This is a genomic window from Amedibacillus sp. YH-ame6 (assembly GCF_053848845.1).
Map to the genome: position 1 here is coordinate 85,123 of NZ_JBSPEZ010000001.1, position 13,776 is coordinate 98,898.

A 13,776-nucleotide genomic window follows, 5' to 3' on the forward strand; every position below is an offset into this window, starting at 1 on the left:
TGTATAAAACTCATATCCTTGTAGTATAAACACATAGAATGAACATAGGAGTGAGGCGTAATTCATCTTTTTCTAAACTATGGTGATATTTCAATTTAATTGAAGTTAATTAATCATATAAAAAAGCCCCACATCAGGGCTTCTATAATATTCTGGCGCACCCGACAGGAGTTGAACCTGCAACCGTCAGAATCGGAATCTGATACTCTATCCAATTGAGCTACGGGCACATGCACGAACATTATAACATATCCAACATGTGCTCGCTATATGCATTTCATAATTTATCGAACTCAAATTTATTTACAACTTAATCCACTTGTTTTTTATGATACAAGTTTTTAACATGCAACCAATTTATGAGAATGGACATACTTACTCCGAAGGCTGTATCGATGATACGGTTAATCGCATATGAGAAGAACTGATCTTCTGGTGTATTTAACATAACGATAAAAAAGACAACGGAGCCTGCTTGTATTGCATTGGAACATTTCAATAATTGGCTCATATTGATCAAAAATATAATTCCAATGAAAATGAGTATTATATGGGTAATATGATGATACGATAACAGTAAGCTAAGACTATAAAACAACATACCAATAACACCACCAATGACTGTGCCTATTAAACGATTCCCTCCAGTTCTAAGGGAAGATGGGACAGAGTTATCCATTCCAAAGACAGCCCCTATACAAGCGAAGGTAGCGTTACGACCAATACATTCATAAATGATAGCGCATAAGGTTGCGGAAATTGCCGTTTTGATATTTCTCATACCGATACCAAATATTTTCGTAGTTGATATTTGTTCTTTTGAAATCGTTGTTATAGTTTCTTCCATTTGTTTGTTTTCATTTTGAGAATCCATTCTACACCTCTTTCAGTACGTTTTATTATAACAAATTTCTTATAAATTGTAAAAAACTGCCAACTTACTCTTTTGAGTTTGTCGACAGTCTAAAGACATACGATGATGCCTTTTCGATATTCATTATATCTTCATTATTATCTCTAAAATGAAGGCAATTTCATTATCTTGAATAATAATCTCAAACTGTTTCTCAATAATCCTCATTTTTTTGGCAATATCCTTATAAATATCTTGATAACACTTCTGATATGTTGCAGTTTTAAGATTAATTGCAGATGGCTCGCCCTTTAAGAGACGGTTAATCATTGATGCAAAATGCACCATCAAACCGATCTTCGTACTATAATCGATATGATAACTCTTATCAATTTCTTCGAGAATTGTTGGTACTGTATTCCGAATTTTTTTTATCGAAGTTTCAGTTAATTGTGTTTCTAGGAAGTCATAGATATCATTATAATCATCCTCCAAGTTAACTGCCTTTTTAAAGCGCAACACATCATCAATTCTTTCTTTAGCACAATTCATAATATCTGAAAGAGCAATAAATGGAATACCTAATAACTTCGGATCATAAGTACCCACAAAAGTATAAATGTTCTTATCCAACTCGATATCATTGAGTTCCTGTACTAACTGGCTACGATCACTGATGGCCAATGGAATCGTCTCATAGTGCAACTTACTATATTTATCTATATAATTCTTCAACTGAATGGCACCACCTTCACCAGTGCGGCATAATGTCACTATAACATTCGGCCGATAAGTTTGCTTCATATAGTCTTTGACACTACAAATTAATGAATGATACACTTCTTCGATATCATTAGACATGATACACTTGTGAGCACCATCAATAGCAACCATTGTAAAAGGAAAATTCAACAGACGAATTTGAATATTTGTTTCTCGCTGTAAATGTTCAAACATTGTTCTGAATGAGCCCATATCATATAACACAATAATTCCTTTACCATTATCTATTCGAATAATCAATTCCTTAAGTTCTTGATAAGCTATGGCAATATCTTTATTCAAAGATAAATCGTAACTATATACTTGTTCATTATTACTTAATGCTACAACTACATTTTTAATTGAATCTGCCGAACTATCACCATGCATACAGATTAATAAACGTGGACGACTAAATATAACTCTTTCATCATAATTGATAATAAAAAAGACAAGAATAGCTATTTCATTTTCTGTAATACTAATCTTAAATTTATCCTTGATTTCACCAGCCAATTTCTGAGCTACTAAATGCTCTTGATGATATTGCTTAACTATTGTTTGTAAATCTGCATCATTAACTCTAATATTCGTGTTCTGTCGTAATATCAATGAATGGATATGCAAACACAAACCATAGAACACATTTTTAGAATACTTCTTCTTGAATTTATGCTCACAATCCATAATAAACTGATCAACCAATTCGATAATTTTAGGGTTGATTGTTTTTTCTAAATTAGCTCGTTCAATTTTTATTGGAAGTTGATATTGGTTTTGATAATCACTCAGCAAATCATCAAGCATCTGTTGTATTTCCTTAGATTCAAGTTCTCTGGATTGTAGTGGTTGTTCTTTGGACTGCAAATCAACATAGATACTGTCACTTGATGGGTTCAAACCTACATCATCATGATGATAAATCATTGCTTGTTGCTGATTAACTATATTCTTTAATTCACTTGCATTCTTTTTATAATTTAATAAGCCTTTACGAACATCGTTACCAAAATCCGACATAATAACCTGAGTAATTGTACAGATTTGACTTTTTTCATTCGTTAGATTACGGACATATGATGAGGCACAGGCAGCCGTGATATCGTTATTTAGTTGACGAATATTTAAAGGACAATCATACAACAATAAAGCTGTAATTATCTCCGAATTCACAACTATATCGATTTGTGATTGCTTAGCTTCTATTTGAAAAAAACTATTAATCAAAGCAAATCTTTCATTAAGAGGACGATTATTCAAATTAGGTATTTCCATTTGAATTGGCGTATGCAAATAGAATCGAGCCAATTGTTCTTCATTGCACCCCTTTGTAACACCAAAAACCATCAAAATTCGTGATAAATCCAACAATTCATTATTTTCGATTGACTCTAATAGTAAATCTAAATCGGCTCCAGGTAATAGATTCGCATTATCAATAAACACAACTCCATCATTACTGTTAAGAAAAATGTTCTCTTTTTTGTTCGTGGTAAAAAGTTGGTGATGAACTATTTCGAGATTATCTAAATAATTAGCGATATCGATACGTTGCAATTTGGCTTCTGGTTTAATCATTTGTGATTCCATTGCAAAACGATACATCATTCTAACAAATAAAGTTGTACCGGCACCGATGGGAGCAACAATTAACGTCGGTAACATCTTCGCTGGATATAATATTGCTGCTTTAGCCAACTGAACAATATTTTTTAAACTTCCATCATGGCCAATCATTTCTTGAAAACAAGATTCTTCTTGTTTTTGTTGGTTATTCAATGAATAAATGACTGGTCGAGTTTTAGTTTTTTCTAGCAATCCCTGAACTGTCAATTGGTTAAGTATCGTACTAGCATTACTTCGCTTGATCGCAAATTTTTTTGCTATTTCTTCTGTTTGAAAGCCTTGTTCTAAGCCTAACAAACTGTTCTTTTGAATATACTCATATATTTGCTCTTTGGCTGTTTTCATATCAAACATTCCTTTCCGCAAGACAATTTCAAGCCACATATAGAAATAAAGTGAGTTATCATGTAAAATCATTAACTTCTAGACAAGTAAGTTACCGACATCATTATAAATTCACCTATCTATTTATATTCTAATTTGCAAGTGTACAATTTGATTTAGATGAGTATTTTCAAATTAGTCTTAAGTTAGTATTTTGATGTGGGCAACCATTTTAAACTTCTTTTTTTAAGATTTCGTAACTTATAATCAGTATATATGTTTTAAACACAATATGCAAATACGATAAAACGGAAATAATTACCAATGAAATAATATAGGTTAAAAGTTGTAACCTGTGAGTCATAGCAAGGACTTCATAAACAAGGTCCGCTTTAGTAAAACACCTTCCAATTCAAGTTCTCAAATCGTTTTTACAAAAAATGGTTTGAGAATGATTTTCAGAATATCCAAATTATTATAAGACCAAATACTTGCTAAGCTCTTAACTTTTGTAGGGTCAATATTCCCCTTTTTCTTTGATTTTAAAAAACAAAAGCATTTTCATATATTATCTTCTTGGTAGATGTATTGTAAGAAAAGTAGTAATTTCCCGAAATTTAGATTCCTATAGTATCAATTAGCAAAAAAGGTACTTCCTCCATAAGTGGAAAACAGTACCCGTTTTTATAAAACCACAGTAATTTAGAGTGTCAATTTCTTAAATTGTTTTTCTATTACTTGTCACAATTCTCAGTAACATATATTTGCGATTTAATTTATCAATTTAATTAGTCTACATATTCTCCATTAGTCTCTATTACTTTTTTATACCAATAGAATGAATCTTTTCGATAGCGTTTCCTTGTTCCATTCCCTTTATCATCTAAATCAACATAGATAAATCCGTAACGTTTCTTCATTTCACCAGTAGTATCAGAGAGACAATCAATTCCACCCCAAGTTAAGTAGCCCATGACATCAACTCCATCCTCAATAGCTTCCCCGATTTGCTTAATGTGTTCTCTTAAATAATCAATACGGTATGGATCATGGACAGAACCATCAATTTCTAGAGTATCGTCAGCACCTAAACCATTTTCAACTACCCAAATAGGCTTATGATATTGCGAATACAAGCGATTCAATAAAATTCTAAGACCAATCGCGTCTATCTGCCAATTCCAAGCGCTTGTTTGTAAATAAGGGTTTAGATATCCACCAAAAAAACTTGGTGTACTAATCTTGATGATTTCAGGATCTGTGGTAATACATGAAGACGCGTAATATGGGAAAGCTATAAAATCACATGTACCGTCCTTTAAAACTTCCTTGTCTTCATCAGAGATATTCATCGTTATATTATGTTCTCTCCAATAGCGAGAAGCAAATGCTGGATACTCTCCATTAACCATAACATTTAATGAGTACTCATTATCAATTTGATCAACTTTCATTGCCTCAAGATTGTCTTCTGGATTTGCACTCATAGGATAAGTAATGCTACCACACATACCACCTACTTGTATATCGCCTATCTCATGAGCAATTTTCACTACTCTGGCCGAAGCGACTAACCAATGGTGTAAGACATTGAAGCATATTTCTTTCTTTTTACTACTATCTGCGATTTCTGACATATACATACCAAGTGATAGTTCTGTTGGAAAGTCCATTATGATTGATTCTGTCTCATTGAATGGAAGATAGTATTTGACCAAACCTTTGTATTCCTGCATTACAGTTTTACAATATCTAACATATGCATCAACTACATGTTGATCTAACCATGCTATTGGATATTTCTCTAGCAAAGATACAGGTGTTTCTAAATGATACAATGTAATTAATGGTTCAATACCAGCTTCTTTCAAAGCTGTAAACAATCTTCTATACCACGCTAAACCTTCTTGATTAGGTTCTTCGTCATCCCCGTTAGGATAGATTCTCGTCCAGTCAATCGATGTACGGAAAGATTTCCAACCCATCTCTTTAAACAAAGCAATATCATCAAGATAGTGATGATAAAAATCGATGGATTCACAAGCAGGGTAAAATACTCCTTCTTCAATAGTCTTTGTCATACGACGTGGGGTTGATATTGAACCAGCACTCATCAAATTGCGTGTGGATAACCCTTTACCACCAACATTCCAAGCTCCCTCAATCTGCTGAGCTGAGACTGCACTACCCCATAAAAAATTTTCTTTAAATCTGTTCATTGTTAATACCTCCTTTTTATTTTTTCTAAATTTTTATATTATCCTAAATCATTATCATTGGAAATTATTACTTTTTTATATTGGTAAACTAAAGAATCTATTGCTTCGGCAGTTATCACATCATAGTTTGCTAAACCTCTACCATCCATATCATAAGCTACTTCCTCTGATTAATAACTACAACGCCATCCTATAAAAATCCTTTTAGGAATGTCATAGATTCTTACCTACTTATGACTTATTGATGTTTCATTTAAGGCTTCTTCCCTTACCAATTTTGCTTCATATACCTTATAGAAAGGATACCAAATTAAATAGGCAACTGGGAAAATTAATAGTTCCATAATAACATTACGTTTATCAAAAGAACCAACATAACTAATAAGACCAATTGGCATACAAGTCATAATAAGATTATATGGTATACCAATCAATTCAAATTTATATGCTAACCAATAAAGCAAAGTTATAACGATTGGTGATATAGTAAATGGTATCAGTAACAACGGATTATACATAATTGGGAAACCAAAGGTTACTGGTTCATTAATATTAAATAATCCTGGAATTAACGCAGCTTTAGAAACAGCTTTTAACTGTTTGGATTTACTTTTTAAACTCATAACGATCAATGGCAAGGTATTACCAGTTCCGCCCATGAAAGATGATACTAGCAGTAAGATAACTGGATTGAAAACCATCTGTTGACCGGCGGCATGTAATTCGGCATTTGTAGCATAGGCCCCGATCATAATTGGCAACATTGCAGTCCACACTACCATTGCTCCTTGAATTCCAAAGAACCAACACAATGCCTGAATAACAATTAAGAAACAAATTCCAGGTATTGAAACTAGATACTGTAGTGGAATAGAAAGAAAATAGGTAATAAGCGAAGGCAATGATAAAGCGCCAGCTGTTAGAACGTTCACAGCAGTAGCGATACCATACCAAATTAAAATGCTAATACTTGCTGGAATTAAAATAGCAAATGATTCTGATACTCCAGATGGAACAGCATCTGGTAATTTTATATAAAGATTAAATTTTTTCACAAGTTCTGATATCTTAACAGTGGAAATAGCAATTATTATAGCTACGAACAAGCTTCCTGCTCCCAAATTAGACGCAAGAATTGTCGCCACAGATGAACCATCAGCGGATTGCAATTGAGTAATCGGAGCACATACTAAGAAAAAACAAATCATTGAAACAAATCCAGATTGTATTTGATTCAATTTCTTAGATTTAGAATAATTATAAGCAATAGCAAAATTAGCATACATTCCACAAAAGCCCATAGTTACTGTATAAATCATATAGATTGTTTGATATATTGAACTATCAGTACCGATTTTGAAGACTAAGTCTAAAGCAACACATACTATCTGAGCAAAAGCACCAATCAAAATCAAAGACATAATACAATTCATGCCGGATGTAATCGCTTGGAAAACATGGTTACTGACTAACTTATTAGACAATTTTTGCAAAATGTTTATAAATTTACTTTCAACTATTTTATTGACATCCATGTTTTATTCTCCTTTTTTGTTTAATGCATTATGTACTTGTTGCATAATGCTATCTGCATTGGAAATTGCATAATCCATTGCATTGATAGCTAAAACAGGTTTATCGATGTATTCACACAAACTGTCAATATGATAAGAAGCTTGTGGAGCTACCAAAACACAGTCGAATGGTTCTAGGTAGTTTTCCAAAGCCGTAATACCGACAGCTTTACAGTCGACATCTTCCCCATGTTCTTTTCCCCATTTCACTAATTTGTTCATTACAATACTGGATGAATAACCTCCCGCACATACGACAACTATATTCATATTTTCTCCTTTTCGTTCTTATATAGAACAATGAATTCCTTAATCAATTCATGAGCCAAATCACTACACATCAAATGATCTTGAGCATGCACGACTAGACTACTGTATACCTGTGTTTCTCCGTTTGCTTCCTTAACCAGCAACACTGTATGTTCCTGATGAGCTACCAATAAAACTTTTTTAGCTTGATCCATCAATTTTTCCGTTTCCGTAAAATCACCCTTTTTGACAGCTTCTAAAGCTCGAAATGAAAGAGCTCGGGCTTCACCGGAATTGGAAATGATTTTCATGGATATTGTTTCATTATCATTATTGTCCATTTTTATCACTACCTCCTATTATATGTTCTAGCAAATGACGATCGCAAATCTATTGAACAATTGTATCCTAACAACTAAAAAAAACATTGTCAAACATAATTGAATGCGCTTTCAGTTTAAAATTTATACACAATATCGCTTTAACCCACCATACAAATTCTGCCGAATACTGCTACTAGTGTTTATGAGCTTTGTGTATAACTTTTTATCCAGTAATTTCTATTCTGTATAAATATTTCAATATTTTGTATGATTTGTAACAATATTATTTTTTTTAACGAAAATACTATATCTCATAAAGTCTGCATTAGATTTGCCTAATATTGAACATGATAATATTGCAATTTTTAAATTCTAAACGTGATGTTTTAATCTTGTCCGCATTCATCAATTACTCCTATATTTCTTCCAAATATTTGATCAAAAGATATGTTTTCTCACCACTATGCATATATAAAAAATTATGTTTTTAACCTCCTGGCTTCTCATATAAAAAAGCAGTCCGAATTTCATCAGAACAGTAAAATAGATGTCCTAGAGGACATTTCGAAAGATTAAATTTCATCTGTAGATATAGTATACTATCTATAGGTCATTTTTTTGATTAAAGATTCTTCAGTTTTCGCTAAAAAAGAACTTGCTTCTAAACTGATTCTTATCGTCCTAGTGAGAGTCATATTTCCATTGCTCATATCTTTTTTGAAAACCTACATAAGCTTACTCATTACTTTCATCTTTTCCTTGACTTAATTCGCTCTTCTGTTATGAAGGCTATTAACCCCGTTAACCTTTGTCATCAACACGAGCTCGTTCATCCTCTTTATGATTGTCCCTCTATTATGTAGTTGTGGTTGTGAGCTGAAATTTGTTGATTGTTATTTCTATCCATGAATACAGGAGAAAAATAATGAAAAATGGAAATTCCCAAAAATCGAATACGACTCACTTCAAGTGTACTAAATGTGGATTTGAATATCTGATGCCAGATTGGCTCATGGAAGAAGTCTTATCAGAAAAACGTTTTGTAATGAAGAAAGTTTATGTGAATGCTTGTATTAAATGTGATAGCGAAATGCTTCCTAAAGATTTTCTAGAAAATCAAAAGTAAAAACTTGTCGTGTCCTTTTTCGGCTCTTCTTAGAGCCTTTTCGTTATGCTTTTTTCGCCATCTCCCTTTTACACTTCAATTATGCAAGTTCCTAATAAATAAAAAGGCGATAATTAGAGGGTTTCTCCTTCCATCGCCTATACTTGATACATATCAATTTCGATTTTTTATTGTGTTTTCTTAATTCTTTCTTCTAACTCTAATAAGAAGATTTTCTTATCCAATCCTCCACCATATCCTACCATCTTACCACTTGCGCCAATAACGCGATGACAAGGGACGATAATAGAAATAGGATTACGATTATTTGCCATCCCTACTGCACGACTTGCTTTATCATTTCCGCATAACTTTGCGATATGATGATACGAACAAGTTTCTCCATAAGGAATGCTACATAATGCTTTCCAAACCTTTTCTTGAAAAGGTGTTCCTGTAGGTTGTAAAGGCAAGTCAAAGGTTGTACGTTTACCCTCAAAATACTCATCTAGCTGTTTACAACATTCACGAATACATGCATTAAGATTCTCTTGTTTTTGTTCATCTGAGAAGAGTACATGTGTAATCGCTTTTTCGTTTGCTCTAATTTCCAATATTCCTACTGGAGATTTGTAATATGCACAATACATATCGGCTCCTATTCTACTGATTTCAAAGATTCTACCATTGGAATCTTTTTCAGTTTATTGAACATCGCAAGATTTACAATAATTGCGAATGCTACAGTAATCAAGAAAGAATACATAAATGATGACATATCAATATTCCTTCCAAACATTACATTATCTAATTCTGCTAAATCCATAATGAGTCCATGTAATGCAATACCTAAGAATAATCCAACAAAACCACCAATGATTGTCAAGAATATGTTCTCACGATATACGTATGCACTTACTTCATTGTCATAAAATCCTAATACTTTAATTGTTGCAATTTCTCTTAATCGTTCGGATATATTTACATTTGTTAAATTGTATAACACAACAAATGCCAATAATCCGGCTGATATGATTAATACTACTACAACAAACGATAAGGAATCTACCGTTTTCTCAAAGCTAGAAGCAATGCTGGAATAGAAGGATACGGATTGAATCATATCATCTTGCATATACTTGTTTCCAATTTTACTTTCCTCTTTGAAATATGATTTTTTTATCTTGATAAGTTGTCCACTTGGTTTTGCGCTAACATGATACAATCCCTTATAATACGTATTGCTCATATAAATTGCATGTCCAACATAGTTTTCGCAAATCCCTGTAATCTTCACTTTCTTTTGAACACCATCTCCGTTGTTAATGGCAAGTGTATCTCCAACATCTACACCTTTTCGTTTTGCTAGTTTCTCTGTAATAACAGCCCCATCATCTTGGATAGGAACTTCTTCATGGCCAATGCGTGTTCTCACATCGATAAAATCTTTGAACTTCTCTTTGTCATTTACCACATAAATATCAACGCCTTGATCATCGCCTTTATCTCTAAATGTGCCATGAAGAATAGATACTTCCATATGATCTTTAAATGTAGAATCACTACTTAATTGTTTGTTCAATTCTTCTCTTTGTGTAAGTGTTGAATCCTCTTTGTAAGTTACACTCATATCAAAGGTAAAGATGTCTCCGTATTGTTTCGTAACAATTTCTCCAATAGAATCCTGAACACCAAATCCTGCCACTAATAAAGCAGTACAACCGCTTATACCAATTACTGTCATAAGGAATCTTTTCTTATAACGGAAGATATTTCGTGCAGTTACTTTATGAATGAAATTGAAATGTTTCCAAATGAAGTGAATACGTTCTAATAGAATCGTCTTTCCATTCTTTGGTGCCTTTGGACGCATAAGAAGGGATGGAGTTTCCATCAAATCTTTATAACATGCAAATACAGCCGCCGCAATAGTCACGAAGGACGCAATACCTATAGAGGTGAATGCCATCGCAACTTCAAAATGCAAGGTTACCGAAGGCATAAGATACATAATACCCCAAGCATTATAAATCACGGTTGGGAAAATCACAGTACCTACAATCGCTCCAAATAAACCTCCAAAGATACTCGCGATTCCAGCATATGCAATATACTTCATCGCAATATATGCATTAGAATACCCTAATGCTTTAAGCGTTCCAATCTCTTGACGTTGTTCATCCACCATACGTGTCATCGTTGTCAAACAAACAAGTGCTGCTACAAGATAGAAGAAGACTGGGAACACTTTTGCGATACCATCCATACGATCTGCTGCACTACCAAAATCCATATAGGAATAATGTGAATGTCGATCTAGTATGTACCACTTTGGTTCTTCTATTTCTGCTATATCTTTTTTACCTTTTTCAATTGTTTCATTTGCTTCTTCAAGTTTTGCAATGCCATCTCGTTCCTCATTGACAAGCTTTATTTTTTTGTCGTTAAGTTCTTGCTCATTTTTAGAAATTGTCGCTTGTGCTTTTTCAAATTCTTTTTGTGCACTCAACTTTCCATCCTTGATTTGTTGTTCTCCAGCATCAAGTTGTGTAGTATTTTTGGAAATAGCTTCCTTAAATTGTGTCAATTGTTGTTGTGCATCGTCCAACTGTTGTTGTCCATTATCAAGTTCGATACGTATCTTTAAAATTCCATTTGATAATTCTACTTGTTCTTTTATCAATTCTTCTCTTTGCTTAAGAAGTTCTGCTCTTTCTTCCTCGCTAAGTGCTGGATTTTGTAGGGCATTACTAAGTGCAATCAACTGATCATTGATGCCATCCAATTGTGTTTGTAACGCCGCTTGTTTACTTAACGCACTAGCTTTATCCTTTTCAAATTGCTGTTTATTGGACTCAAGTTGCGTAGATCCAGTTGTATATTGTTGTTGTAGTTCCACAACCTTTGCTCTACCATCTGCAATTTCTTGTTCTTTTTGTTTAAACGTAGTTTCTGTATTTTTTATGTTTGAAGATAAATCTGCTTTTCCTTTGTTTAACTGCTGTTCACCATCTGCTAATTTCACTTTAGCATCAGCTATTTCACGATCAAACTTCGCTTTGTTTTCCTCGTACTCTACAATACCTTCATCTAGTTTATCTTGTGCTGTTTTCTTAACTTCTTGTAGACGAACATCGCCACGTTCCTTAGATATTTCTTTGATAGCTTTTTCGATTGGTTTGATTTTATCGAAGTAATCATCATAATAAGAATTATAAGAAACAGCCCCATCCACTGTTACATAAATTTCACTATATACATCTGAAGTGAAGTTTGTATCTGGTATAGCGATATATCTAGCTACCTTTCCATCTCCAACAGTAGAACTTCCTTTTTCATAGGATAGATAGTAAGGTGTCATAACCTTTCCTACAACTGTATACGTGTCATTCTTTAAGGATTCTCCAAGCTTCTCAGATGTTCCTGAAGTAAGTGTAATTTTATCCCCTAATGCATATCCAGAAGGCGCAATTTTATCAGCTTCCATAATACATTCATTCTCATTTGTGGGCATTCTTCCCTCTACCAACTTGTATTGATTAATATAACTAGAATCCTTACTTTCCTTGTTCATTGAAAAGGACATCACGCGTACAACGTTTTGTTGTGAACCTTGCATCGTTAAAGTATCTAAGGTATGAGATGCATATACACCCTCTACTCCACTTATTTTTTCTATTGCGGTCGCATCATCCTTTGTTAGTCCTAAGGTTGATTGTACTTTAAAATCCATTAACCGATAGTCATCATAATATACATCGGCTGAACTCTTCATAATAGGAACACTCGCTTTGATTCCAGCATAAAAAGCCACTCCGATTCCCACGATTGCAAAGATGGAAATGAAGCGTCCAAAAGATTTTTTAATTTCTCGTGTTGTATCTTTTAGAAGTGCTTTTTTCTTCATAATGGATTCCTTTCGATTTAATATTCAATTTCATCTACAGGCAGTGGATGTTCATTTTGTACAATACTTTCAATACCTCCATTGCGTACTTTGATAACTTTATCTCCCATTGCGGTAAGTGCAAGATTATGCGTAATTACAACCACACTAATACCATGTGATTTACACATATCCTGTAAGAGTTTTAAAATCTGTTTTCCGGTGTTATAGTCTAATGCACCTGTTGGTTCATCACATAGCAACAATTTTGGATTCTTCGCAAGTGCTCGAGCAATCGCAACACGTTGTTGTTCACCACCAGATAATTGGGCTGGAAAATTAGAAGCTCTTTCTTCCAAACCAACCGCCTTAATAGTTTCATCGATATCCAACGGATGTTCACAGATTTGTGTAGCAAGTTCTACATTTTCTTTCACAGTAAGATTTTGTACGAGGTTATAAAACTGGAATACAAATCCAATATCATAACGACGATATGTTGTTAGTTCTTTGCGTTGAAACTTACTCACTTCTCTACCATCGACATAAATATCACCACTGCTACAGCTATCCATACCACCAAGGATATTTAAAATGGTACTCTTTCCAGCACCACTTGCTCCTGCTATTATCACAAACTCACCCTTATCAATTGAAAAATCAACACCTTTAAGTGCTTCAATTTCAACCTCTCCCATTTTATAAATCTTTTTTACATTTTTAAACTCTATATAGGCGCTCATGGACGTTCCCTCCATAATTATCTTATCTATATTATACTCGTTTTTCTTGATTTCGGCATTATAAATGTTACTTTTGTAACACTATCTTATATAAACTCTTGTTGACAACTCA

General features: G+C 33.4%; 10 protein-coding genes and 1 tRNA gene. 1 reads left to right on the forward strand and 10 read right to left on the reverse strand.

The genetic code is table 11. From position 1 onward, the window contains the following. Window positions 1-153 precede the first annotated feature (153 nt). From ACWG0P_RS00480 to ACWG0P_RS00510, 7 genes are all read right to left on the reverse strand, one after another. Window positions 154-230, reverse strand: a tRNA-Arg gene (locus tag ACWG0P_RS00480). A gap of 80 nt (window positions 231-310) precedes the next feature. Then, window positions 311-874 (reverse strand): FUSC family protein, encoded by a 564-nt coding sequence (locus ACWG0P_RS00485; RefSeq protein ID WP_455799992.1) that lies wholly within the window; start codon window positions 872-874, stop codon window positions 311-313. Between the two features lie 123 nt (window positions 875-997). Beyond that, on the reverse strand, window positions 998-3,586 hold the full coding sequence (locus tag ACWG0P_RS00490; RefSeq protein WP_455799993.1) for a PRD domain-containing protein: 2,589 nt from the start codon (window positions 3,584-3,586) through the stop codon (window positions 998-1,000). A gap of 767 nt (window positions 3,587-4,353) precedes the next feature. Then, window positions 4,354-5,784: a glycoside hydrolase family 1 protein gene (locus ACWG0P_RS00495; RefSeq protein WP_455799994.1), complete on the reverse strand. Its 1,431-nt coding sequence runs from the start codon at window positions 5,782-5,784 to the stop codon at window positions 4,354-4,356. A gap of 227 nt (window positions 5,785-6,011) precedes the next feature. Beyond that, on the reverse strand, window positions 6,012-7,319 hold the full coding sequence (locus tag ACWG0P_RS00500; RefSeq protein WP_455799995.1) for a PTS sugar transporter subunit IIC: 1,308 nt from the start codon (window positions 7,317-7,319) through the stop codon (window positions 6,012-6,014). Between the two features lie 3 nt (window positions 7,320-7,322). Next, a complete protein-coding gene (locus ACWG0P_RS00505) occupies window positions 7,323-7,628 on the reverse strand; it encodes a PTS sugar transporter subunit IIB (protein ID WP_455799996.1) in 306 nt (101 codons plus the stop codon). After that, window positions 7,625-7,948 (reverse strand): PTS lactose/cellobiose transporter subunit IIA, encoded by a 324-nt coding sequence (locus tag ACWG0P_RS00510; RefSeq protein WP_455799997.1) that lies wholly within the window; start codon window positions 7,946-7,948, stop codon window positions 7,625-7,627. The genes ACWG0P_RS00505 and ACWG0P_RS00510 overlap by 4 nt, the downstream gene beginning before the upstream one ends. Window positions 7,949-8,855: 907 nt before the next feature. Between ACWG0P_RS00510 and ACWG0P_RS00515 the strand changes: the two genes are divergently transcribed. Then, window positions 8,856-9,056: a hypothetical protein gene (locus ACWG0P_RS00515; RefSeq protein ID WP_455799998.1), complete on the forward strand. Its 201-nt coding sequence runs from the start codon at window positions 8,856-8,858 to the stop codon at window positions 9,054-9,056. Window positions 9,057-9,223: 167 nt separating this feature from the next. Here the strand turns inward: ACWG0P_RS00515 and ACWG0P_RS00520 are convergent, their stop codons facing one another. Genes ACWG0P_RS00520 through ACWG0P_RS00530 form a run of 3 tightly spaced genes read right to left on the reverse strand, consistent with a single transcriptional unit; the run spans window position 9,224 to window position 13,664 of the window. Then, a complete protein-coding gene (locus ACWG0P_RS00520) occupies window positions 9,224-9,685 on the reverse strand; it encodes a methylated-DNA--[protein]-cysteine S-methyltransferase (protein WP_455799999.1) in 462 nt (153 codons plus the stop codon). A gap of 8 nt (window positions 9,686-9,693) precedes the next feature. Continuing rightward, a complete protein-coding gene (locus tag ACWG0P_RS00525) occupies window positions 9,694-12,942 on the reverse strand; it encodes an FtsX-like permease family protein (RefSeq protein WP_455800000.1) in 3,249 nt (1,082 codons plus the stop codon). 17 nt (window positions 12,943-12,959) lie between these two features. Next, the gene (locus ACWG0P_RS00530) at window positions 12,960-13,664 is read right to left on the reverse strand and encodes an ABC transporter ATP-binding protein (protein WP_455800001.1); all 705 of its coding nucleotides are present in this window, start codon (window positions 13,662-13,664) and stop codon (window positions 12,960-12,962) included. Between the last annotated feature and the right edge of the window lie 112 nt (window positions 13,665-13,776).

Bases quoted from the DNA above. Each gene is read 5' to 3' on its own strand.
- ACWG0P_RS00490 (WP_455799993.1), bottom strand. From the start codon at position 3,586: ATGAAAACAGCCAAAGAGCAAATATATGAGTATATTCAAAAGAACAGT.
- ACWG0P_RS00510 (WP_455799997.1), bottom strand. From the start codon at position 7,948: ATGGACAATAATGATAATGAAACAATATCCATGAAAATCATTTCCAAT.
- ACWG0P_RS00485 (WP_455799992.1), bottom strand. From the start codon at position 874: ATGGATTCTCAAAATGAAAACAAACAAATGGAAGAAACTATAACAACG.
- ACWG0P_RS00500 (WP_455799995.1), bottom strand. From the start codon at position 7,319: ATGGATGTCAATAAAATAGTTGAAAGTAAATTTATAAACATTTTGCAA.
- ACWG0P_RS00515 (WP_455799998.1), top strand. From the start codon at position 8,856: ATGAAAAATGGAAATTCCCAAAAATCGAATACGACTCACTTCAAGTGT.
- ACWG0P_RS00495 (WP_455799994.1), bottom strand. From the start codon at position 5,784: ATGAACAGATTTAAAGAAAATTTTTTATGGGGTAGTGCAGTCTCAGCT.
- ACWG0P_RS00525 (WP_455800000.1), bottom strand. From the start codon at position 12,942: ATGAAGAAAAAAGCACTTCTAAAAGATACAACACGAGAAATTAAAAAA.
- ACWG0P_RS00530 (WP_455800001.1), bottom strand. From the start codon at position 13,664: ATGAGCGCCTATATAGAGTTTAAAAATGTAAAAAAGATTTATAAAATG.
- ACWG0P_RS00505 (WP_455799996.1), bottom strand. From the start codon at position 7,628: ATGAATATAGTTGTCGTATGTGCGGGAGGTTATTCATCCAGTATTGTA.
- ACWG0P_RS00520 (WP_455799999.1), bottom strand. From the start codon at position 9,685: ATGTATTGTGCATATTACAAATCTCCAGTAGGAATATTGGAAATTAGA.